Origin of the sequence: Dorea sp. AF36-15AT (genome assembly GCF_003477705.1) — a bacterium.
Taxonomy (GTDB): Bacteria; Bacillota; Clostridia; order Lachnospirales; family Lachnospiraceae; genus Claveliimonas; species Claveliimonas ammoniilytica.
The window spans coordinates 129,372-151,386 of sequence record NZ_QUDV01000002.1; the positions used below are offsets into that span (position 1 = coordinate 129,372).

20 protein-coding genes and 7 tRNA genes are annotated in these 22,015 nt (G+C 42.1%); 25 read left to right on the forward strand and 2 right to left on the reverse strand.

Features of this window, described 5'->3' with window-relative positions; genetic code table 11:
- The first annotated feature begins 17 nt into the window (after positions 1–17).
- The 10 genes from DWZ93_RS04735 to DWZ93_RS04780 all read left to right on the forward strand — a co-directional run bounded on the left by DWZ93_RS04735 (position 18) and on the right by DWZ93_RS04780 (position 3,272).
- Positions 18–1,169 (forward strand): THUMP domain-containing class I SAM-dependent RNA methyltransferase, encoded by a 1,152-nt coding sequence (locus tag DWZ93_RS04735; protein ID WP_118452123.1) that lies wholly within the window; start codon positions 18–20, stop codon positions 1,167–1,169.
- Positions 1,170–1,203: 34 nt separating this feature from the next.
- Positions 1,204–1,836, forward strand: a complete 633-nt coding sequence (rdgB, locus tag DWZ93_RS04740) for an RdgB/HAM1 family non-canonical purine NTP pyrophosphatase (RefSeq protein WP_118452124.1) — start codon at positions 1,204–1,206, stop codon at positions 1,834–1,836.
- Between the two features lie 21 nt (positions 1,837–1,857).
- Complete coding sequence (locus DWZ93_RS04745) at positions 1,858–2,337, forward strand: metallophosphoesterase family protein (RefSeq protein ID WP_118452125.1); 480 nt, start codon at positions 1,858–1,860, stop codon at positions 2,335–2,337.
- Positions 2,338–2,504: 167 nt separating this feature from the next.
- Positions 2,505–2,579: transfer RNA gene (locus DWZ93_RS04750), tRNA-Pro, on the forward strand.
- Between the two features lie 7 nt (positions 2,580–2,586).
- Positions 2,587–2,657 (forward strand) — tRNA-Gly (locus DWZ93_RS04755).
- Positions 2,658–2,685: 28 nt separating this feature from the next.
- Positions 2,686–2,759: transfer RNA gene (locus tag DWZ93_RS04760), tRNA-Arg, on the forward strand.
- An 89-nt stretch (positions 2,760–2,848) separates the two neighbouring features.
- Positions 2,849–2,922: transfer RNA gene (locus DWZ93_RS04765), tRNA-His, on the forward strand.
- 14 nt (positions 2,923–2,936) lie between these two features.
- A tRNA-Gln gene (locus DWZ93_RS04770) sits at positions 2,937–3,008 on the forward strand.
- A gap of 11 nt (positions 3,009–3,019) precedes the next feature.
- Positions 3,020–3,092: transfer RNA gene (locus DWZ93_RS04775), tRNA-Lys, on the forward strand.
- Positions 3,093–3,191: 99 nt separating this feature from the next.
- Positions 3,192–3,272: transfer RNA gene (locus tag DWZ93_RS04780), tRNA-Leu, on the forward strand.
- A 50-nt stretch (positions 3,273–3,322) separates the two neighbouring features.
- Here the strand turns inward: DWZ93_RS04780 and DWZ93_RS04785 are convergent.
- Positions 3,323–4,120, reverse strand: a complete 798-nt coding sequence (locus tag DWZ93_RS04785; RefSeq protein WP_118452126.1) for a hypothetical protein — start codon at positions 4,118–4,120, stop codon at positions 3,323–3,325.
- 262 nt (positions 4,121–4,382) lie between these two features.
- On the opposite strand from DWZ93_RS04785, the gene DWZ93_RS04790 reads away from it, so the two are divergent.
- From DWZ93_RS04790 to DWZ93_RS04835, 10 genes are all read left to right on the forward strand, one after another.
- Positions 4,383–5,597, forward strand: coding sequence for a MalY/PatB family protein (locus DWZ93_RS04790; protein WP_118452127.1), 1,215 nt, complete (start codon positions 4,383–4,385; stop codon positions 5,595–5,597).
- A 14-nt stretch (positions 5,598–5,611) separates the two neighbouring features.
- Positions 5,612–6,061, forward strand: a complete 450-nt coding sequence (locus DWZ93_RS04795; RefSeq protein WP_118452128.1) for a hypothetical protein — start codon at positions 5,612–5,614, stop codon at positions 6,059–6,061.
- 51 nt (positions 6,062–6,112) lie between these two features.
- Positions 6,113–7,492, forward strand: a complete 1,380-nt coding sequence (locus DWZ93_RS04800) for a TrpB-like pyridoxal phosphate-dependent enzyme (protein WP_118452129.1) — start codon at positions 6,113–6,115, stop codon at positions 7,490–7,492.
- A gap of 24 nt (positions 7,493–7,516) precedes the next feature.
- The gene (locus DWZ93_RS04805; RefSeq protein ID WP_118452130.1) at positions 7,517–8,515 is read left to right on the forward strand and encodes a lipoate--protein ligase; all 999 of its coding nucleotides are present in this window, start codon (positions 7,517–7,519) and stop codon (positions 8,513–8,515) included.
- Positions 8,516–8,967: 452 nt separating this feature from the next.
- Positions 8,968–9,855: an Rpn family recombination-promoting nuclease/putative transposase gene (locus DWZ93_RS04810; RefSeq protein ID WP_118452131.1), complete on the forward strand. Its 888-nt coding sequence runs from the start codon at positions 8,968–8,970 to the stop codon at positions 9,853–9,855.
- Between the two features lie 263 nt (positions 9,856–10,118).
- Positions 10,119–10,865 carry a transporter substrate-binding domain-containing protein gene (locus DWZ93_RS04815; protein ID WP_243061118.1) on the forward strand — a complete coding sequence of 249 codons (747 nt, stop codon included), beginning with the start codon at positions 10,119–10,121 and terminating at the stop codon, positions 10,863–10,865.
- Positions 10,866–10,923: 58 nt separating this feature from the next.
- Positions 10,924–11,592, forward strand: coding sequence for an amino acid ABC transporter permease (locus DWZ93_RS04820; protein WP_118452133.1), 669 nt, complete (start codon positions 10,924–10,926; stop codon positions 11,590–11,592).
- 11 nt (positions 11,593–11,603) lie between these two features.
- Positions 11,604–12,359: an amino acid ABC transporter ATP-binding protein gene (locus DWZ93_RS04825; protein WP_118452134.1), complete on the forward strand. Its 756-nt coding sequence runs from the start codon at positions 11,604–11,606 to the stop codon at positions 12,357–12,359.
- A 4-nt stretch (positions 12,360–12,363) separates the two neighbouring features.
- Positions 12,364–13,401 (forward strand): glutathione S-transferase C-terminal domain-containing protein, encoded by a 1,038-nt coding sequence (locus DWZ93_RS04830; protein ID WP_243061120.1) that lies wholly within the window; start codon positions 12,364–12,366, stop codon positions 13,399–13,401.
- Complete coding sequence (locus tag DWZ93_RS04835) at positions 13,398–13,871, forward strand: GNAT family N-acetyltransferase (RefSeq protein WP_118452135.1); 474 nt, start codon at positions 13,398–13,400, stop codon at positions 13,869–13,871. The genes DWZ93_RS04830 and DWZ93_RS04835 overlap by 4 nt, the downstream gene beginning before the upstream one ends.
- A 52-nt stretch (positions 13,872–13,923) precedes the next feature.
- On the opposite strand, the gene DWZ93_RS04840 is transcribed toward DWZ93_RS04835, so the two are convergent.
- On the reverse strand, positions 13,924–14,901 hold the full coding sequence (locus tag DWZ93_RS04840) for a sugar-binding transcriptional regulator (protein ID WP_118452136.1): 978 nt from the start codon (positions 14,899–14,901) through the stop codon (positions 13,924–13,926).
- 221 nt (positions 14,902–15,122) lie between these two features.
- Here DWZ93_RS04840 and DWZ93_RS04845 point away from each other — a divergent pair, with 221 nt between their 5' ends.
- The 5 genes from DWZ93_RS04845 (at position 15,123) to DWZ93_RS04870 (ending at position 21,928) form a co-directional block, all read left to right on the forward strand.
- The gene (locus tag DWZ93_RS04845) at positions 15,123–16,118 is read left to right on the forward strand and encodes a thiamine pyrophosphate-dependent dehydrogenase E1 component subunit alpha (RefSeq protein ID WP_118382417.1); all 996 of its coding nucleotides are present in this window, start codon (positions 15,123–15,125) and stop codon (positions 16,116–16,118) included.
- A gap of 18 nt (positions 16,119–16,136) precedes the next feature.
- Entirely contained in the window at positions 16,137–17,120 is a 984-nt protein-coding gene (locus tag DWZ93_RS04850; protein ID WP_330421724.1) for an alpha-ketoacid dehydrogenase subunit beta, read from the forward strand.
- A gap of 23 nt (positions 17,121–17,143) precedes the next feature.
- Complete coding sequence (locus DWZ93_RS04855) at positions 17,144–18,490, forward strand: dihydrolipoamide acetyltransferase family protein (RefSeq protein ID WP_118452137.1); 1,347 nt, start codon at positions 17,144–17,146, stop codon at positions 18,488–18,490.
- A gap of 14 nt (positions 18,491–18,504) precedes the next feature.
- Complete coding sequence (lpdA, locus tag DWZ93_RS04860) at positions 18,505–20,226, forward strand: dihydrolipoyl dehydrogenase (RefSeq protein ID WP_118452138.1); 1,722 nt, start codon at positions 18,505–18,507, stop codon at positions 20,224–20,226.
- 658 nt (positions 20,227–20,884) lie between these two features.
- Positions 20,885–21,928 (forward strand): ATP-dependent 6-phosphofructokinase, encoded by a 1,044-nt coding sequence (locus tag DWZ93_RS04870; RefSeq protein WP_118382421.1) that lies wholly within the window; start codon positions 20,885–20,887, stop codon positions 21,926–21,928.
- The last annotated feature ends 87 nt before the right edge of the window (positions 21,929–22,015 follow it).

A 22,015-nucleotide genomic window follows, 5' to 3' on the forward strand; every position in this document is an offset into this window, starting at 1 on the left:
CATAAATGAGGAAATATATGAAGAAAATGGAATTGATCGCTCCCTGCCATTTTGGGTTGGAAGCGGTATTAAAGAGAGAAATTCTGGATCTGGGTTATGAGATCGCAGAAGTGGAAGACGGAAGAGTGACATTTTATGGTGATGCGGATGCAATCTGTCGTGCCAATATTTTCCTGCGCACAGCAGAGCGTATTCTGTTGAAGGTGGGGAGCTTTCGGGCGGTAACATTTGAAGAGTTATTTGATAAAACAAAAGAACTTCCGTGGGAAGATTATATTCCACAGAATGGCAAATTCTGGGTGGCAAAAGCGGCTTCAGTTAAGAGTAAGCTGTTCAGCACGTCGGATATTCAGTCCATTATGAAAAAAGCCATGGTGCGCAGAATGCAGGAACGTTACTGTGTAGAGTGGTTCCCGGAGAACGGTGCGTCTTATCCGGTCCGCGTATTTTTAATGAAGGATATCGTAACGGTAGGAATCGACACCACAGGTATTTCACTACATAAGCGAGGATATCGCGAGGTGTCTGGTAAAGCGCCGATTACAGAGACGCTGGCAGCAGCACTGATCATGCTGACACCGTGGAGAAAAGACCGTATTCTGGTAGATCCGTTTTGCGGAAGCGGTACATTTCCGATTGAAGCGGCTATGATGGCGGCTAATATTGCTCCGGGTATGAATCGGTCATTTTTGTCTGAAAAATGGGATAATCTGATTGCTAAAAAGAATTGGTATGATGTGATCGATGAGGCCAATGATATGATCTGTGATGATGTAGAAGTGGACATTCAGGGATACGATGTGGATTCTTCTGTAATCAAGATTGCCAGAAGAAATGCAAGAGAGGCTGGAGTGGATCATCTGATCCATTTCCAGGAGAGGGATGTAAAGGATCTGAATCATCCGAAGAAATATGGGTTTATTATTACGAACCCGCCGTACGGAGAACGTCTGGAAGATAAGAAGGATCTGCCGGATCTGTACCGTGCGTTTGGAGAAAGCTTCAAAAGACTTGATTCCTGGTCTGCGTATATGATTACAAGCTACGATGATGCGGAACGGTATTTTGGGCGAAAAGCGGATAAGAACCGTAAGATCTATAATGGCATGTTGAAGACTTATTATTACCAGTTCCTGGGGCCAAAGCCACCGAAGCGGAAAGAAAAATAGATAATAATTATAGAAAGAATGGTTAAAGAAAGTTATGGGAAAGATAATATTTGCAACGGGAAATGTGCATAAAATGGTCGAAATCCGTATGATTCTTGCGGATCTTGGCATGGAGATTCTGTCACAGAAAGAGGCAGGGATCCAGGCTGATGTGGTAGAAGATGGAAGCACTTTTGAGGAAAATGCGATGATCAAGGCAACGGAGATTGCGAAGATTGCCCGTCAGATGCCAGAATATGCAGATGCTATTGTGATGGCAGACGATTCCGGATTGGAGATTGATTATCTGAATAAAGAGCCTGGTATCTATTCTGCACGTTATATGGGAAAAGATACTTCTTACGATATTAAAAATCAGGCACTTCTGGACCGATTGGACGGCGTAGAAGATGCGAAACGTACAGCACGCTTTGTGTGTGCCATTGCGGCTGCATTTCCGGATGGGAGTACAGAAGCAGTGCGTGGTACGATGGAAGGCATTATCGGACACGAGATTGCAGGAGAGAACGGATTTGGTTATGATCCAATCTTTTATTTACCGGAATATGGATGTACCAGTGCAGAACTTGCGCCGGAAAAGAAAAATGAACTTAGTCATCGTGGTGAAGGACTTCGGAAAATGCGTGCGGTCATTGAAGCACGTAATGCGGTTAAGCAGGTTGAGTAATAGAAGGGACAGACTGTATATATGAAAATATTGATTGTTAGTGATACCCACAGATATCTGGGTAATCTGCAGACAGCACTGGAAGAGGAAGGACCGGTGGATATGCTGATTCATCTGGGGGACATTGAGCATCAGATGGCAGATGTGATCCGGATGGCAGGATGTCCGGTACATATGATTGCGGGGAATAATGATTTTCTCTGTAACCTGCCGGAAGAGGAAGAATTTGAAATCGGCAGCTATCACGTATGGATTACGCATGGGCATCGATATGGCGTAAGCTTCGATACAGAAGAGATTAAGGAAGAAGCACGGATACTTGGCGCAGATATCGTAATGTTTGGCCATACGCATCGTCCGCATCTGGAGGAAGAGGAAGACCTTATCACGTTGAATCCGGGTAGTATGACCTATCCAAGACAGAGCGGCAGACAGCCGAGCTACATGGTAATGACATTAGACAAAGAGGGAAAGGCATCCTTTGAGATAAAGTATCTGTAAGAGCAGTGATGTGAATCGGGGTGAATGTGGGCAGGATGCCTGCGTTTACCTTGAAAAACTCCGAAAAAATAAAAAATAAAAAAACTTAAAAAAGGTGTTGACATTTAGAAAAACATGCCCTATAATACATATTGTGTCACGGAGATGACGCAACATAAAGAAAACATCGGGGTGTGGCTCAGCTTGGCTAGAGCGCCTGGTTTGGGACCAGGAGGTCGCAGGTTCGAATCCTGTCACCCCGATACTTATGCGGGTGTAGTTCAATGGTAGAACACCAGCCTTCCAAGCTGGATACGTGGGTTCGATTCCCATCACCCGCTTTCTTAATCCGTAAAGGGTTAAGAATGTGAGTCTGTAGCTCAGCTGGATAGAGCAACGGCCTTCTAAGCCGTAGGTCGAGGGTTCGAATCCCCCCAGGCTCGTTGACACGTTCAAAACGGTCATACTTGATGAACGGGTCAGTCCCAGAACCTTGGCGTAATGAGCTGGTAGATGGACTTAATAGAATATGGTGGGTATAGTGCAGTTGGTTAACGCGTCGGATTGTGGTTCCGAAGATCGTGGGTTCGAGTCCCACTACCCACCCTTTTTTCTTTTAATGGGCTATCGCCAAGCGGTAAGGCACAGGACTTTGACTCCTGCATTCGTTGGTTCGAATCCAACTAGCCCAGTTATTTAATAGGGGCGTGTAGCTCAGGTGGTAGAGCACTTGACTTTTAATCAAGTTGTCCGGGGTTCGAATCCCCGCACGCTCACTTAAAAGAAAGCGCACACTATAATAGGTGTGTGCTTATTTTTCTATTATTAGCTCTGTTGAATAAGAGTACAGAGTGTTGAATAGTTATATTGTATACGCGGATATGGCGGAATTGGCAGACGCGCCAGACTTAGGATCTGGTGTCACCGACGTGCAGGTTCAAGTCCTGTTATCCGCACTAGAAAACGCAGTATGAGAAGTGATTTTCCATACTGCGTTTTTTATGTGCTATCGTATTACAAATCTTCTTATCAGGCAACTGATCGCTCCTGCGATGCAGATCGGAAACAGCTTCTGGCAGAGACTTCCATACACCATCAGGCCGCCCTGTAATCCTTCCAGTGCTTCCGGAGATACCGGGATCATGCTGTATAGAATATAGGACAGGAAAGAAGTAACACCAATGAAGAGAAATGAGAATAATCCCCGTCCGGTATCTTGGTTCTGCCCATTATGCCCTTGCTTGCCGCGTCCCATCAGTACCCAGAAAAAGGTAATGATTTCGTAAAAAATGAGAACTCCGGCGGTGCCGAGATATGCCATTAATATATAATTCTTCTCTTCCGTAATCAACAGAGGATTACCATATGTACTGCAATTTTTACCAAAAGTAGATGCCAGTAGACAGATGATCCCTGCAATCAGGATCAAGGTAGCTGCTTTTAATATCATATTCAGTATCTTAAAGATTAGTCGAGTACCGGTCTTGGCTGCTTTGGCAGCCGGTGATACGACATTTGGAAGACTGTGCTTTTTCTTGGACTTGTTAGAATCCTTTCGTTTGGACGACTTGGAATTGTTGCGTCTGTTGTCGTAGTCATCTTCATCATAATCGTCAATATCGTAGTCATCGTCGTTATCAAATTCATCATCATAGTAATAATCATCCGGCTCATTATCGTCTTCTATAAAACTGTTTTTCAGAAGATCATCCAAATCATCTTCATAGATTACTTCAAAATCATCATCAAAAAAATCCTGCGTATCGTTTTTTAGATTTTTACGTCTGTCTTTTATCTTTGCCATTATATAAATCCCCCTTATTCCAATCTATTTTAAAATGTGTATGCGCAAGACACAATAGATGTCACAGAATTTTCATGAAGACATAAGGAAATCTTCAGAAATGATGCTTTTGGCAAATGTTTGTGGAAGTGCTGCGCGAATTGTCAGAAAAATATATTCTCTTGCGGTGATATGCTTGCGTAAACAGGGGAAACTGGTATAATGTTAGCATAAATGTGTAAATGTAGAGTTTTGTGAAAGACAGATTGCAGGAGGAAAGGCTTTGAAATATGATTTTACAACAGTGATCGACCGGCATGGAAAGGATTCGCTGGCATTAGATGGACTGGGAGGAGGAGACCATTTTTCACCTGATTGGCCGAAAGAAGGATTTGATGTAATCCCGATGTGGGTAGCGGATATGAATTTTCCGACTGTACCGACGATTCAGGAAGCGATCATAGAACGGGCAAAGCATCCGATGTTTGGATATTATCGCCCGACAAAAGAATATTACCGGGCAATTATTGACTGGCAGAGAACACGCAACGGTGTGAAGGATCTGCAGGTACGGGATATCGGCTATGAAAATGGAGTGCTTGGTGGTGTGATCTCAGCGATCTCAGCATTTGCATCACCGGGAGACCGCATTCTGCTGCACAGCCCGACATATATGGGATTTACCAGATGTATTACCGAGAATGGTTTTAATATCATACATAGTCCGCTGAAGCAGGATGAAAATGGAGTGATGCGGATGGATTATGAAGATATGGATGATAAGCTTCGCAGATACCATATTCATGTGGCGGTCTTTTGCAGTCCGCACAATCCATGTGGACGCGTGTGGGAGCGAGAAGAGATTGAAAAAGCGATGGAAGTATATCGGAAGAATCAGTGTATTGTAATATCCGATGAGATTTGGTCTGATCTGACATTGAATGGTCATAAGCATACGCCGACACAATCTGTGAGCGAGGATGCAAAAAATCGAACGATCGCATTTTATGCGCCGAGCAAGACGTTCAATCTTGCAGGACTGATCGGAAGTTATCATATTATTTATAATCCATTTCTGAGGGATCTGGTACAGAACAAAGCCAGCAAGTCGCAGTATAATGAGATGAACGTATTGTCTATGCATGCTTTGATCGGAGCTTATCAGCCGGAAGGAGCAGAGTGGGTGGAGGAACTCAGGAAGGTACTCACAGAGAATACGGAGTATGCGTGTGAACATATCTGGCAGAATTATCCAGGTGTGAAAGTGAACCGACCGGAAGGAACTTATATGTTGTTTCTGGATTTGAGTGAATGGTGTGAGACGAATGGGCAGACACTGGATGAAGTGATGAAAGCCGGCTGGGATGTGGGCGTGGCATGGCAGGATGGAAGACCGTTTCATGGTTCATGTGCGATCCGGATGAATCTGGCACTTCCAATGAGCAGAGTGCAGGAAGCATTTGACAGACTGGACAAGTATGTGTTTGCAGTAAAATGACAGGAGGACGATAGATGCTTCAGGGAATTGAACAGATATTTGATAATATTACAGAGATGATTACGGGATTAAAACGGACGACATATCAGGAAAAGTTTGAAACATTTCAGGCAGAATACGGATACTATTTTGAGGAAATGAGTGCTTATATGAAGGAAACAGAGAATCATGAAGCGGCGGCAGAGGCGGTTGGTATCCGTCTGATGCATGCGGCAGAGAAAAAATGTGGTAACAGACGTGGTAAGCTGGATGGAAGGACGCGATCAGAACTCAGTCTTTTTATGGTATATTACATATTTCCTTCTATATTAAAGCAGGGAGACGATATGGAGACACTCGCAGAGGGAGTGCTGAAAGTGAGCAGAAAGACGCTTCGTAATAAAGAGCTTCAATGTGCAGATTATGACACAATCTATTATGGATTCAGTGATAAAATTCTGGGTTTTATTACCCGGAGAAAATAATAACAGGGTTTTGAACCCAGATAACATCAATACGAATTGGAGGAAGACAAGATGGCAGAAAATAAGAAGATCCCTTACAAAATTTATCTGGAAGAGAGTGAGATGCCAACACAGTGGTACAATGTGCGTGCAGATATGAAGAATAAACCGGCACCACTGTTAAATCCAGCTACCTTGGAGCCGATGAAGCCGGAAGAACTGGAGCATGTGTTCTGTAAAGAGCTGGTACAGCAGGAGTTGGATGATACGACACCGTATTTCGATATTCCACAGGAGATTCGGGATTTCTATAAGATGTACCGTCCGTCACCATTGGTTCGTGCGTATTGTCTGGAAAAAGCGCTGGATACGCCGGCGAAGATTTATTACAAATTTGAGGGAAATAACACATCAGGAAGTCACAAGCTGAATTCTGCGATCGCGCAGGCATATTATGCAAAGAAGCAAGGATTGAAAGGTGTAACTACCGAGACAGGAGCCGGACAGTGGGGAACTGCGCTTTCCATGGCTTGTTCTTATTTTGATTTGGACTGTCGTGTCTATATGGTAAAATGTTCTTACGAACAGAAGCCGTTCCGACGTGAAGTTATGCGTACTTACGGTGCGCAGGTTACACCGTCTCCATCTGAGACAACGGCTGTAGGACGTAAGATTCTGGAAGCACATCCAGGCACAACAGGAAGTCTTGGCTGTGCAATATCAGAAGCTGTAGAAGATGCTACTACGCATGAAGGATACCGTTACGTGTTGGGATCTGTATTGTCGCAGGTACTTCTCCATCAGACAGTGATCGGTCTGGAGACAAAAGCAGCATTAGACAAATACGGCATCAAACCGGATATGATCATTGGCTGTGCCGGTGGTGGATCTAACCTTGGCGGACTGATCTCACCATTTGTAGGTGAGAAGCTGCGAGGTGAGGCAGATTACCGCATTATCGCAGTAGAGCCGGCAAGCTGTCCAAGTCTTACCCGTGGTAAATACGCATACGATTTCTGTGATACCGGAATGGTATGCCCGCTGGCGAAAATGTATACGCTTGGCAGCGGATTTATCCCGTCACCGAATCATGCTGGCGGACTTCGCTATCATGGCATGAGTTCTATCGTATCACAGCTTTATGATGATAAACTTCTGGAAGCTGTATCAGTAGAACAGACAAGCGTATTCGAAGCGGCAGAGAGATTTGCAAGAGTCGAAGGTATCCTGCCTGCACCGGAAAGCAGTCATGCGATTAAGGTGGCAATTGATGAAGCATTGAAGTGCAAAGAGACCGGAGAAGAGAAGACTATCGTATTTGGTCTGACCGGAACAGGATACTTTGATATGGTAGCATATGGTAAATACAATGACGGTGAGATGTCGGACTATATCCCGACTGATGAAGATCTGGCAGTAGGATTTGCAGGACTTCCGAAAGTAGACAAGTAAAAGGCAGCATAGGAGAGAACAAGCATGATTAATAAACTTACTTATATAGAAAGTACAGGAGTGAATCCATATAAGAATCTGGCAATGGAAGAGTATCTGTTTTCCCATTGTGGAGAGGATGAGGCGATTCTTTACCTCTGGCAGAACCAGCATACAATTGTAATCGGACGAAACCAGAATGCATGGAAAGAGTGTCAGATCAGCCGGATCGAAGAAGATGGTGCAGTGATCGCAAGGCGGTTATCCGGGGGTGGTGCAGTATTTCACGATCTGGGTAATCTGAACTTTACATTTCTGGTAAGCAAAGAGAATTACGATCTGAAAAAACAGTTAGACGTAATCCTGAAAGCGGTACAGAAGCTTGGCGTTCATGCAGAGGCATCCGGAAGAAATGATATTCTGGTGGATGGCAAGAAGTTCTCCGGCAATGCATTTCACGAGCACAGAGGACGCCGGTATCATCACGGTACACTGATGGTAAATGTCAAATTGGATGAGCTGAACAAATATTTAAATGTATCGAAGAAAAAGCTGGAATCCAAGGGAATTGCATCGGTACGTTCCAGAGTGACCAATCTGTTAGAGTATAATCCCGAGCTGACAATTGATGCGCTTAAGAAAGCACTTCGTGAAACCTTTGAAGAAGTATACGGATACGAAAGCAAAGAAATCAAAGAGACAGATCTTGGCCAGAAAGAAGTAGATACATTATATGACAAATATTCTTCATGGGAGTGGATCTACGGAAGAGAATTTGAATTCCAGTATGAAGTATCCGAACGATTCGACTGGGGACAGATAGACATGCAGTTCCAGGTAGACAGTGGCATGGTGGTAGATGTAGCTGTATATTCAGATTCCCTGAAGCCGGATGTGATAGGTCAGATTCCGGAGCAGTTAAAGGATCAGAAATATAATAACCAGCTTATGGCAGATCAGATCGGAAGATTGCACAGTGAAGATGAGCAGGAAGAAAAAATGTTCCGGGATATCGAAGGATGGATCCGGAAGGTAGAGCTGTAAAGATAAGTAGCGGCAAGAGGTCTGCTGCTTGTGAAGAATGGATGAGAAACCGCCGTATTTGTGGAAAACTAACCATAGATACGGCGGTATTTATATATAAGATGTTAGGGCAAAAATCATGCTTGATTATTATATTACCGAAAAATGGTAATATTTAAAATAAATGTTAAAAATAAAATCTTTAATTCTACATAAAAACAACTTGCAATTCTTATGTACACGTGATATTGTATGTGTACAAAGATTACGTCGTATATTTTAATCAAAGTAACTTCAAGAAATTTTCCGGCATCAAGGTCAGATGTTCCGACATTTCCAGGATGAAAACAAAAGAAAGACACAAAACTGTAGAAATTGGGATACTATACTATTTTCAAAATGAATCATTTGTGATATGATAAATAAAAGAAAGATATTCCTTTCTACAGAGGTATCAGCGAGAGGAGTATTGTATGAACAGTATAGGATTATGTGAGAACCAGAATGATTTTATTATGCTTCCCAAGGTAGATTTCTGCTTTAAAGAAATAATGCAGAATGAAAAGGTGAGACAGGGACTGATAGCTGCACTGTTAGATGTATCACCAGAAGAGATTAGCAAGACAACATTGTTGCCTACTGTTTTAAGGAAAGAATTTAAAGAAGATAAGTATGGCATATTAGATGTTCGAGTCAAACTTGTCGATGGGACACAAATGGATCTGGAGATGCAGGTAGAACCTTTTACATACTGGGTGAACCGGATTCTGTTTTACTGGTCGAAAATGTATATCGATCAGATCGAATCAGGAAAGGGATATGATGAACTTCAGAAATGCATCCATGTAAGTATTCTTGCTTATGATCATTTTAAGGATGACGAGAACTGTTATCACAAAATCGGATTGCGTGATATGGTTACGGGAGAGCAGTATAGCGATTTGTTGGAGCTGCATTTCCTGGAGATTGCGAAAGTACCCCCGGTAATGGCAGATGAAAAACCGATCGTCCAGTGGATTAGATTCCTTGGTGGAAGCAACAGGGAGGAATTAAAGGCTATGAGTGAACGGAATGAGTATATTCAATGTGCATATGAAGAATTGGAACGACTGAGCCTGGATAGGCAGAAACGATTAGAATACGAGACAAGACAGAAGAATATCAGAGACTATAACAGTCAGATGAAGAGTGCGCGAATCCAAGGAGAAGAAATAGGAATGCAGAAGGGAAAACAACAGGCCGAAGAGCAAATTTTAGCTTTGGGGAAAGCGTTGCAACGGGTGGGACGTTCAGAAGAAGCTATTAAAGCAATGACGGATGAGAAGTATTTGAAAGAACTACTAAAGGAGTTTGGCATTTGATAGTGGAATATGAAATACTGGTTTAAATATGCAACTAGCTTTTGCACTAAAATGATTAGCTATAGATATTTTCGATAAATGCCAAAATATATAAGAATAATCAATTGGACGATATGCATAATGGTAAGGTATTATTAATTCGGATGTTTTGTTGAAAATAACAAACGTTAAAAAGCTATAAAGGAAAATATGAGAAAGAAGAGGAAAGAGGAATGAAAAAAAGACTACTGAGTGTGGTGCTTTGTATGGCGGTCACAGCAGGTATGCTTATCGGATGCGGAAGCAAGGCAAACGATGAGGGGAAGAAGGAAGAAGAGAAAAAGACAATTAAAATTTCCACAACTGGGGAACATGCATTTTTCTCAGAGACAAATGATGACGGAGAATTGCAGGGATTTGAAATTGATGTATGGAATGAAATCGCAAAACGTTTAGATTATGAAATTGAATGGGAGACAGCTGGATTTCCGGGAATCATTGAGCTACTTGACAGTGGAAGAGTTGATACAGTAGCGGATCAGATTGGTATTACTGAAGAAAGAGAAGAGACTTATTATTTTACAGATCCGTACTTTTATGTTCCATATAGAATTGTTGTTCAGGAAGATAGAGATGATATTAATTCAGTTAAAGATCTCTATGGTAAAAAATTGGGTCTTTTGACAGATGATATTGCGTTTTCATATTTTGATGAGTTGGATCCAGATGGAAAAATTGAATATGTAACATATGAAGATAGTACAGCAGTTCCTTCTGATGTAGCACTCGGAAGAATTGATGCAACATTAATGTCTTCACTGCATATTGAATCTGTTAAGGAAGAATCTGGTCTGAAAATTAAAGGTGTTGGAGATCCAGTATATACGGAAACTGCTGGATACCCGTTCCAGAAGACTGATGAAGGTAAAGAATTAAGAGATAAGGTAAACAAAGTTTTGGGTGAGTTGAAGGATGAAGGATTCTTGAAAGAGACATCTATCAAATGGTTCGGATTTGACCCGATGGAATAAATGATAAAAAGTGCTTTTTTCAGAAATGGAAAAAGCACTTTTTTGAAAGGAGACAGATATGGATAGATTTAAAATGGATTACTTTATTGCTATGATACCTAAAGTAATCAAATTATTGCCTGCTACTGTGAAAGCGGCGTTGCTGTCGCTGTTGCTTTCTCTGTTATTAGGTCTTGTGTTGGCGGTTGTAAGGCAATATAAAATAAAAGGCTTGTATGCATTGAGCTCAATCTATGTTTCTTTTTTTCGAGGAACACCGTTTATTGCACAGTTATTTTTATTTTATTATGGATTGGCTACGATTAGTACAACAATAAAAGATATGAGTGCGTTTCGGGCGTTGGTGATATGTCTTAGTGCAAATTATTGCGCATTCATGTCAGAGGATATTCGAGCTGCGTTAAATTCTGTTTCTAAAGATCAGTATGAAGCCGGATTGTCGATTGGGATGAAACCGTTGGCGGTTATAACAAAAATAATCATTCCGCAGGCTACAAGGATTGCAATTCCAGGCTTGTCTAATAATTTTATTAATCTGTTTAAGTCGACATCCATTGGTTTTATGATAGGATTTAAGGATATGATGGCGGTGGTGAGTATGGAGACGTCAAGAACATATCGCTTTTTAGAAGGATATCTTGTGGCAACTGTTATTTACTGGGCTATAATTTCGGTTCTTAATGTGATTCAAAGTCACTTGGAAAAAAAGATTAACAGAATTTATTGATGGAGGCTGAAATGATAGATATAAAGCATTTGAGTAAAAGTTTTGGTGAATTAAAAGTATTGCAAAATGTATCCTTTCGACTAGAAGAGGGCAAAGTGTTAGTATTGATTGGACCATCGGGTACTGGTAAATCTACGTTGCTGCGTTGTATTAATTATCTAGAAAAGCCAGATGATGGAATGATCACCATCGGTGATATAACAGTAGATGCAAAAAATCATAAAAAGAATGATATATATAAGTTACGTAGAAAAACAGCAATGGTTTTTCAAAATTACAGTTTGTTCCGGCATAAAACGGCTTTGCAGAATATTATGACTCCATTGGTAGATGTTCAGGGAGTATCGAAATCAGAAGCAGAAGAGAAAGCGAGAGAAATCTTAAAATCCATTGGTCTTACGGAGAAAGCAGATGAGTATCCAGCGCATTTGTCAGGAGGTCAACAGCAAAGGATTGGCATAGGTCGGGCGTTGGCGGCTAATCCGCAAGTGTTGTTGATAGACGAGCCGACTTCTTCTTTGGATCCAGAGTTAGTAGGTGAAGTTTTGAATCTTTTATATAAATTAGCAAGCCAGAAAGTCACGATGATCATTGCAACACATGAAATGGAATTTGCGCGTCATATAGCGGATCATGTGATTTTTTTGGATGAGGGTGGCATAGTGGAAGAAGGAAGTCCAGACGATATTTTTGAAAATCCATCTAAGCCAAGAACCAAACAATTTCTTAAAAAGTTTGAACAAAAGCATGCAATGGATGAGGAATAATGAGATGCAAGAAAAAATGAAGACCAGGCAATATGTAGAAGTAAATGGAAGGAAGATTTTACTGAGACCGAAGGTGAATCTTGAAATTGATGAAAATGGGTATTACAGGCGTCAAAAGAATAGATTTACTGAACATTTTGGAACGAAGTTACATCCGATAGAAAAAGATAGATACATATTATTTTGGTCTAAAGGATGTGCATGGTCTAATCGTGTGGCGATCGTAATCACTTTGTTGGGACTTGAAGAGACTATAAAAACAGAAGTTGTAGATTGGTCAGAAAATGAGGATTTGGGATGGGAATTTGTAAATTCTCCTAGTCACATAAACGCAGAAACGGGTGCACAATTTCTGAGTGAATTATATTATAATACAGATCCGGAATATTTAGGGAGAACTACTGTGCCAGCTATTGTGGATTATAAAACCAATACGATTGTGAATAATGATTTTCGTTTTCTTACGAATTATCTGGAAACAGAGTTTAGAGAGTATCACATGGGAAATGCACCAGACTTATATCCGTATGAATTAAGAAAGCAAATAGATGATATGAATGAGTGGTTATATGTAAATGTGAATGATGCGATTTACAGAACATGTTTTGCTAATTCTGTGGAAGCTTATAATGAAGGATATAATACTTTTTTTTCGGCATTAGATGCATTAGACGACAGACTTTCAGAACAGAGATTTTTGCTGGGAGATTATGTGATGGATAGTGATATTCGCCTTTATTCGACATTAGTTCGGATGGATTTGAATTATTTGAGGCATATTGGACCAAGTAAGAGAAGATTAGTAGATTATAAGAATTTATGGGAATATTGTCGTGAATTATATCAGATTCCGGCATTTTCAAGCAATACATATTTTCAGGAACTGGCAGCTGTAGGTGATAAGCGATTTAAGTTTAATCCATATTATGACATGGTAGTTCCACAAACGGATTATGAGAAGATATGGAGTGACCCGACAAATCGATGTGCGTTGTCAAAGAGAGATAAAGGTATATTTTTGAAGGAAGGAAGATTTTCATGAGTTACAGTGTTAAAACAACAAAAGAAGGTATTGACTATAATGCAGTTAGTAAAGTATTGAAATCGTTTGGTATGAGTGACTGCGATGTGGATACGCAAAAGAAGATTTTTCAGAATAGTTATGCGGTGTCTTTTTTATATGATGATGATAAATTGATTGGGTGTGCAAGAGCACTTTCGGATGGGTTTTGTGAAGCTGCACTGTATAATATTGCTCTGGCTGAAGAATATCATGGACAAGGGCTTGGACGTATACTGATTGAGTCGATTATCGAACAGGTAAAACAATGCAATATTATTTTGTATACACATCCGCAGACAATTGCGATGTATGAGAAATTTGGTTTTAGAAGACAAAAATCGGGAATGGCTATTTATCATGGAAATGAGACTGAGTTGCAACGTTTTGAAGAAGTAGGATTTATATTGCCAGAGGGATATCGTTTCCACGATAATGAATATGAAGAGTAAAAATAAAGTGCCGTATTTATGGTTCGAATATCATAAATATGGCACTTTTCTTTTAAGCATCCGCCAGTTCCAGCACTTTCTCGGCTGTCTGTACATCGGTGATCAGTGCATGCAGATAGTGTCCGTTCAGTGCACCCAGGATAGAGCGGACTTTTTTCTCACCGCCGCCGACGCCGATGACGCGCTTATGTTCCGGCAGATCCCGGATATCGATGGATATGATTCTGTTCTTCAATGTTGTGTTGCATAGTTCGCCGGTGATGGTAAAGAAGTTACCACAGATATCCCCGGCCGCCTCAGCGTCCACCAGTTCGTTGATCGTAGCGGTGTCAAATGGATAATCTGACAGGTGATCTGCATCCCGGACAGGCGCCTCACCGATACCTACCAGAGTAACATCCAGATTGTGTGAGGCTTTTAATATAGAAGCAATCGTTGGTTCTTCTTTGATGGCAGAACAGAGTTCTTTACTCTGACACATAAATGGTGCTGTCAGAATGGTGGCGTGTCCATTGTATTTATCGATCAGATGCTGTGCCAGAATGTTCGGCTGGAAATCCACGCTCTGGGACGAACCGCCTACCAGTGTATACACGTGGATGTCCCGGATATTCTTATTCGGCGGCAGATTCTCAATCATGCTGTTCAGTGTACGTCCCCAGGTCAGGCCTATTTTCATATTATTATGGACAAGCTGTTCAAAATAAGAAGCCGCTTCGGAACCAATCTTTCTGGTAAGTGTATCGGTATCGGCTCCGGAGCAGTCTACCAGTTTGATATCCTGCAGTCCGAAACGCTGGCGGAGCTTTTCCTCTAATTGAAGCGTCTTCATGGCACCGCGTACGTCTACGATCTCGAATTTGATCATACCTTCGGCTTTGGCCTCTTCCAGCAGACGGCTTAAGGTTACGCGGGAGATGTTGAGCAGCTTGGCAATCTCTGTCTGCGTGTAACCTTCTTCATATAAATAGTATAAAGCTTTCAGCTTCAGATAATATCTGTGCTCCTGAGAAATGGACAATGTAATCACCTTCTTCTCTTTACAATTGTAAGTTTAATATATTATAGAACGAAAATAGTGATTTGACAAGTAAAAGTTAACAAATGTAAAGAGGAAAATATATAAAATTACAAAAATAAACTAAATCGGTTGACACTGGCATGTCATAGTGCTATATTATGGACAGAAAGGCTTTGCAATAGAAAAGCAAGTATACAAATGTAAACATGGATATTTGGAAGGAGATAACTATGGAAGGATTTAATGTTAAAGACAAGAGCTTATTGGAAAACAAAGAATTTCTTCAAGAGTTGATGGAAAGAATGATGCTTGTACATACTTTTGAAGAGAGAGCATTCTGGTTGTTTGGACAGGGACTTGTACACGGAACTATGCACCTGAGCATTGGAGAGGAAGCAACAGGTGTTGGTACTTCAGCAGCACTTACAAAAGATGATTACATGCTGGCTACACACCGTGGACATGGACAGGCGCTTGGAAAAGGTGTTAATGTAAATGACATGATGGCAGAGATCCTTGGACGTGCAACAGGTACAAACCATGGTAAAGGTGGATCAATGCACATTTGCGATTTCGACAATGGTATCCTTGGAGCCAATGGTATCGTTGGTGGTAACGGACCTATCGCATGTGGTGCAGGACTCAGTATTAAGATGCAGAATATTCCGAATCGTGTATGTGCTGCATTTTTCGGAGATGGTGCTTCTAACGAAGGAGCAATTCTTGAGTCTATGAACCTGGCATCTGTGTGGGAACTGCCTGTACTGTTTATCCTGACAGATAATGGATATGGAATGTCTACAGCAAAAGCAAAAGCTACTAAGACAGTAGACTTCGGAAAGAGAGCAGATGCATTTGGATTTAAGGCATTTGAGTGTGACGGTAACAATGTTCTTGAAGTATATGAGACAGTTAAGGAAGCCCGTGAGTATGTAATGAACGAGCATGGACCGGTTCTCGTGGTTGAGAATACATACAGAACATCTGGACATTCTAAATCAGATAATAATAAATATCGTTCAAAAGAAGAGATCAAATATTGGGAAGATCACAGCCCGATCATCCGTTTCCGCGAATTCCTTGTAGAGAATAAGATCTTTACAAATGAGGAAGTTGACGCTATGCAGGCAACTGTTGATAAGAAGATCGAAGATGCAATTGAGTACGCTAAGGCTCAGCCACAGCCGGTTGTTGCAGATTTGGAAGCAGACGTATACGCAGAGTAGTTTAGGAGGAAAAGAAAGATGAGTGAAATGAGAAAGATTTCTTATAGAGACGCGGTTCGTGAAGCTATGGTTGAAGAGATGCGTCGCGATGAAAAAGTATTTTTAATGGGTGAAGATATTGGTGTTTACGATGGAGCATTTGGTGTATCAAAGGGAATGATCGCTGAATTCGGACCGGAAAGAGTTCGTGAGACTCCTATTTCTGAGCAGGCTTTCGTAGGAGCTGGTGTTGGTGCAGCTATCACAGGTATGCGTCCGATCGTAGAGCTGATGTTCTCTGACTTCATGACAGTATGTTATGACCAGATCATCAACCAGGCTGCTAAGATGCACTTTATGTTCGCCGGTAAGGTAAGTGTACCTATGGTTATCCGTACAGCAGCTGGTGGTGGTACTGGAGCAGCTGCTCAGCATTCACAGTCTCTGGAGCAGATGTATCTGCATGTACCTGGACTGAAGGTTGTAGTTCCATCTACGCCATATGATGCAAAGGGTCTGTTAAAGCAGGCAATCCGTGACAACAACCCAGTCATCTTCCTTGAGCAGAAGAAGCTTTATAATGTAAAAGGTATGGTTCCGGATGAGGATTACACAATTCCATTTGGCGTTGCTGATGTAAAGAGAGAAGGTACAGACGTAAGTATCTTTACATACGGAAGAATGGTACAGATGAGTCTTGACGTGGCTGAGAAGTTAGCAGAAGAAGGAATCAATGTTGAGGTTGTTGACCTTCGTACTCTTTCACCACTTGATACAAATACAATTATTGAATCAGTTAAAAAGACACACAAAGCTGTAATCGTTCACGAATCTGTTCAGTTCGGTGGCTTCGGCGGTGAAGTTGCTGCACAGATCACAGACAGCGAAGCTTTCTACTATCTTGACGCTCCAATCAAACGTGTTGGTGCTTTGTACTGCCCAGTGCCATTTAACCCGACACTTGAGGCTGAAACATTCCCTACACCAGCTAAGATCGAAGCTGCAGTAAGAGACGTTTTATAGGAAGATAGTAAGGAGGAAGCATAATGGCAACAGAATTGACGATGCCAAAGAACGATATGGACATGGAAGAAGGTACTATCGTTAAATGGCTTAAAAATGTTGGCGATAAAGTAGAAAAAGGTGAGATGTTCATGGAAATCGAGACAGACAAGACTTCCATGGAGATCGAATCTCCGGCAACAGGAGTTCTCCTTGCTCAGTTCTATCAGGGCGGAGATGTAGTGCCGGTTAATACAGTTATGGGATATGTCGGAGAAGCCGGAGAAGCTGTTCCGGAGCAGGGCGCAAAGGCTGCTGCTGAGGAAGCTCCGAAGGAAGAGAAAAAGGAAGCACCTGCTGCAGAAAAAGCACCTGCAAAGGTTCTGTCTGATGCAAGTGGAATTCCTGCAACTCCATATGCTAAGAAGCTTGCAAAAGATAATGGGATCGATCTGAAAGAAGTAGTTCCGACAGGTCGTCACGGCGAGATCCGTGCAATCGATGTATTTACAGCAATTGAAGCTTCACCGGTTGCAACACCGCTTGCTAAGGCAATGGCAGCAGATCTCGGCGTAGATCTTTCAACTATTCAGGGATCCGGATACAGAGGAAAGATCCTCAGTGATGATATCAAGGCAGCATTTGCTCAGGCTCAGTCAGCAGCAGAGGAAGAAAATGTTGCAGGCGCAATGAAGGAGATCGCAGAAGTACTTGAGCGTAGAAAACTTTCTTCTATGCGTAAGGCTATCATGAAGAACATGAACTCAAGTCATACTGAGATTCCTAGCGTAACACAGAACATCAAGGTTGATGTTACAGAGCTGCTTGCTCTTCGTGCTAAGATCAACGAGGGTAAAGAGAAGGCTGAGAAGGTATCTGTAAATGACCTGATCATTAAAGCTGTCGGCAAAGCTACAGCTAAGTTCGAGAGATTCCGCATGACGTTGGAAGGCAACGAGTATGTCGTCCACAATCAGGTTAATGTGGGAATGGCAGTTGGTATCACAGACGGACTGGTTGTACCGGTAATCAAAGACGTTGATAAGAAGACACTGCTTCAGGTATCTAAGGATGCAAAAGAACTTGCTAAGAAAGCAAGAGACGGTAAATTAAAATCAAGCGAAATGGGTGACGGACGTATTACCATTTCTAACATTGGTATGTACGGAACACACAGCTTTACACCAATCATTAATCAGCCAGAGGCTTCTATCGTTGGTGTATGTGGAACAGAGGATGAGCTTGCACTGGTAGACGGACAGGTAGTTGTACGTAAGAAGATGATGATCTGCGTAACATTTGACCACAGAATCCTGAACGGAACAGAAGTTTGCGAATTCGAGTCATACCTGAAAGAGCTGATTGAAAATCCGGTCACAATCTTGATTTAATCTAGGAGGATAATATGGCAACAGAATTAACTATGCCAAAGAACGATATGGACATGGAAGAAGGTACTATCGTTAAGTGGCTGAAGAATGTTGGAGATAAAGTAGAAAAAGGCGAAATGTTCATGGAAATCGAGACAGATAAGACTTCCATGGAGATTGAGTCTCCTGCAGCAGGAGTTCTTCTTGCTCAGTTTTATCAGGGTGGAGATGTAGTCCCGGTTAACACAGTTATGGGATATGTCGGAGAAGCCGGAGAAAAGGTACCGGAGCAGGCAGCAAAAGGAGATGCACCTGCAGCTGAGGAACCAAAAGCTGAGGCAGCAGCATCTGTAGCAGAGAAGAAAGAAAATGAATATGATGTAGCTGTAATCGGTGGAGGTCCTGCCGGATACGTAGCAGCAATCCGTGCTGCACAGCTTGGCGGAAAGGTTATCATCTTCGAGAAAGATACCGTAGGTGGAACATGTCTGAACAGAGGATGCATCCCGACTAAGACATATCTGAAGACTGCTGAGTACATTCATCATATCGAAGCAGCTGCATCAAGAGGCATTGTAGTTAATGCTGAGCACAGCGTAGACATGCCAAAGGTTGTAGCATATAAGGACAAAGTTGTAAAACAGCTGACAGGCGGTGTTGGAAGCCTGTTAAAAGGAAATGGCGTGAAGCTGGTATCCGGAGAAGCTTCTCTGGAAGATGCAACAACAGTTGCATGTGACGGCAAGACATACAAAGCTGACAAGATCATCCTTTGCGGTGGATCTAAAGCAATCCGTATCCCGATTCCGGGTGTGGATCACAAAGATGTTATGACCAGTGATGAGATCCTGGCTATGACAGAAGTTCCGGAAAGACTTGGTATCATCGGTGGTGGTGTAATCGGATGTGAAATGGCATCTGCATTCAGCGCATTCGGAAGCAAGGTTACCATCGTAGAGGCTATGGACCGCGTAGTATCTATGCTTGACAAAGACATTTCTGCAGAAGTTGACAAGACTCTGAAGAAAGGCGGCGCAAGCGTTAACTGCGGACGTAAAGTATTAGAGATCAAAGACAATGGCGGACATCCGGTAATCGTAACAGATAACGGAGAATTTGAAGTAGATAAAGTCCTTCTGTCAATCGGACGTGCAGCAGACCTTGGATGCCTTGGTAAGCTTGCTGATCAGATTAAGACAGAGAGAGGCAAGATCGTAGTAGATGATACGATGAAGACATCTGTTGATAATATCTACGCTTGTGGTGATATCAATGGACGTATCATGCTTGCTCACTCAGCATTCAAGATGGGTGAAGTAGCAGCTGAAAATGCAGTAAAGGGAACCGCAGTAAAATGTGACCTGAGCTATGTACCAAGCTGCCTGTACCTGTCACCGGAAGCTGCTTCTGTAGGTCTTACAGAAGAAAAAGCAAAAGAGGCTCATCCAGAAGGAGTTCGTATTGGCAAGTTTAATATGGCTGCTAACGGAAGAAGTGTTGCATCTGGAGAGACAACAGGATTTATCAAGGTAATCGCTGACAACAAATATGGTCAGATTCTTGGTGTACATATGGTAGGCGGCGTCGCATCTGAGATGATCGCAGAGGCAGTCGCACTGATGCAGATGGAGATTACAGTGAATGAAGTAGCTGAATCTATCATTCACGCTCACCCAAGCTACTCAGAGGCATTTGCAGAGGCATGCGCAGACTGCCTTGGAATGTGCATCCACCAGCCTCCGAAAAAAAAGAAATAAGACAATTTCTAATTCCTTCTTAAAATGTTTATAGTGAGAAAAGCGCTTCAGTATGGGGAAGCGCTTTTTTCGTGTTTATATTAGGTTCTTAGCTTTGAATTCAAAGATTAGTGTTTAATGGAACTGTTACGAGTGCTCCATTTCGGTTGGATGTACACTTGCGTATTTATTGGAATTGGTAAAATGCAAAATGATACAAAAGATTGAAGAAAAATGAAAAGAATGATATGATTAATAAGAACAATCGTGTTGCAGGGTGGCTGACCTCCATTTTATATAGAATGGGGGTGGTGCTGATGAGACATTTTGATTTTAAAGACCTGATGGCCTTCGGAATGTTTATTCTTGCATTACTGACATTCATTTTTTCGAATTTGAAGTAGTGCATTAAAGCTAACAAAACCGCCCTTGTACTTTGGCGAGTAAGGGCGGTTTTTACTTAACATACTGGTCAACCCCTTGTGGGCGGTTGTTCTTTTATTAGATTATAATATAGATATATTTAAATAGCAATAGATTATGAAATATCTCAAAGAACAGATTGAATTATTAACATTATTTTGACAATATTTTCATAGACATTTTAAATTCAGATTGTTACAATGTGAGTATGCATTGAAGAAGGAACGATATGCAAATATCGAAATGAGGTGTTAGGATGGAAGAGCAAAAGAAATGTGCGGTTAAGCGGATCGGAGTACTGACTTCCGGTGGCGACGCACCAGGTATGAATGCGGCTGTACGTGCCGTAGTGCGTACAGCACTCTACATGGGAATTGAAGTAGTAGGTATCCGTCGCGGATGGCATGGATTGATCAGTGGAGACATGTACCGTATGACAGCGGTGGATGTGTCGCATATTATCAACGAGGGTGGTACAATGTTGTACACAGCCCGCAGTGATGAATTCCGTACTAAGGAAGGACGTAAGAAAGCATACGATAACTGTAAGCTGTTCGGACTGGATGGAATTGTGGCAATCGGTGGTGATGGTACATTTGCCGGAGCTTTGGCACTTTCTACGGAATATCCGATCTCTGTAGTTGGCATACCGGGTACAATTGATAATGATATCGGATGCAGCCACTATAGTATAGGATACGACACAGCAGCGAATACGGCAGTAGAAGCAATCGATAAGATCCGTGATACGATGCAGTCTCATGAGAGATGCTCGGTTATCGAGGTCATGGGACACAGAGCAGGTAATCTGGCACTGTATGTTGGTATTGCGACAGGTGCAACAGCCGTTCTGATTCCGGAAGAACCTTGGGATTTTGAGGAAGACGTTGCGGAGAAGATCCGTAATGCAAGACTTGCAGGGCGTACCCATTTTATGGTAATCGTAGCAGAGGGAGCTAAGCGTAAAGCAGACGGAACGCTGGATAATGAAGTGGTTGGTAATGGTACTGCCGGGCATCAAGTCGCAGATCTGATCCGTGCAGAGTTGGGACTGGATCCTAGAGTGACCGTACTCGGACATATTCAGCGAGGCGGTTCACCGACAGCACGAGATCGTGTGACAGCTACCCGCATGGGATATGTGGCTGTAAAGGCTCTGGCAGAAGGTAAGACGAATCGAGTAGTCGTGCGTTATTTTGGTGAGATCAAGGATGTAGATATGGTAGAGGCTCTGAAGCAGGAGAACCGGCTGGACGAAGAGGAAAAGCAAGTTCTGAGAGCAATGACATTCTCATTCTAGAGCGAATACAGTCAGCTTAAAGTATAAAGAAAAGTATAAAAAATGGGAGGTGTCGGATATGTAATCCGGTTACCTCCCATTTATTAT

Excerpts from the sequence above, each read along its gene's own strand:
- DWZ93_RS04735 (WP_118452123.1), top strand. The coding sequence starts at position 18 with ATGAAGAAAATGGAATTGATCGCTCCCTGCCATTTTGGGTTGGAAGCG.
- rdgB (WP_118452124.1), top strand. The coding sequence starts at position 1,204 with ATGGGAAAGATAATATTTGCAACGGGAAATGTGCATAAAATGGTCGAA.
- DWZ93_RS04745 (WP_118452125.1), top strand. The coding sequence starts at position 1,858 with ATGAAAATATTGATTGTTAGTGATACCCACAGATATCTGGGTAATCTG.
- DWZ93_RS04785 (WP_118452126.1), bottom strand. The coding sequence starts at position 4,120 with ATGGCAAAGATAAAAGACAGACGTAAAAATCTAAAAAACGATACGCAG.
- DWZ93_RS04795 (WP_118452128.1), top strand. The coding sequence starts at position 5,612 with ATGCTTCAGGGAATTGAACAGATATTTGATAATATTACAGAGATGATT.
- DWZ93_RS04800 (WP_118452129.1), top strand. The coding sequence starts at position 6,113 with ATGGCAGAAAATAAGAAGATCCCTTACAAAATTTATCTGGAAGAGAGT.
- DWZ93_RS04805 (WP_118452130.1), top strand. The coding sequence starts at position 7,517 with ATGATTAATAAACTTACTTATATAGAAAGTACAGGAGTGAATCCATAT.
- DWZ93_RS04810 (WP_118452131.1), top strand. The coding sequence starts at position 8,968 with ATGAACAGTATAGGATTATGTGAGAACCAGAATGATTTTATTATGCTT.
- DWZ93_RS04815 (WP_243061118.1), top strand. The coding sequence starts at position 10,119 with ATGCTTATCGGATGCGGAAGCAAGGCAAACGATGAGGGGAAGAAGGAA.
- DWZ93_RS04820 (WP_118452133.1), top strand. The coding sequence starts at position 10,924 with ATGGATAGATTTAAAATGGATTACTTTATTGCTATGATACCTAAAGTA.
- DWZ93_RS04825 (WP_118452134.1), top strand. The coding sequence starts at position 11,604 with ATGATAGATATAAAGCATTTGAGTAAAAGTTTTGGTGAATTAAAAGTA.
- DWZ93_RS04830 (WP_243061120.1), top strand. The coding sequence starts at position 12,364 with ATGCAAGAAAAAATGAAGACCAGGCAATATGTAGAAGTAAATGGAAGG.
- DWZ93_RS04835 (WP_118452135.1), top strand. The coding sequence starts at position 13,398 with ATGAGTTACAGTGTTAAAACAACAAAAGAAGGTATTGACTATAATGCA.
- DWZ93_RS04845 (WP_118382417.1), top strand. The coding sequence starts at position 15,123 with ATGGAAGGATTTAATGTTAAAGACAAGAGCTTATTGGAAAACAAAGAA.
- DWZ93_RS04850 (WP_330421724.1), top strand. The coding sequence starts at position 16,137 with ATGAGTGAAATGAGAAAGATTTCTTATAGAGACGCGGTTCGTGAAGCT.
- DWZ93_RS04855 (WP_118452137.1), top strand. The coding sequence starts at position 17,144 with ATGGCAACAGAATTGACGATGCCAAAGAACGATATGGACATGGAAGAA.
- lpdA (WP_118452138.1), top strand. The coding sequence starts at position 18,505 with ATGGCAACAGAATTAACTATGCCAAAGAACGATATGGACATGGAAGAA.
- DWZ93_RS04870 (WP_118382421.1), top strand. The coding sequence starts at position 20,885 with ATGGAAGAGCAAAAGAAATGTGCGGTTAAGCGGATCGGAGTACTGACT.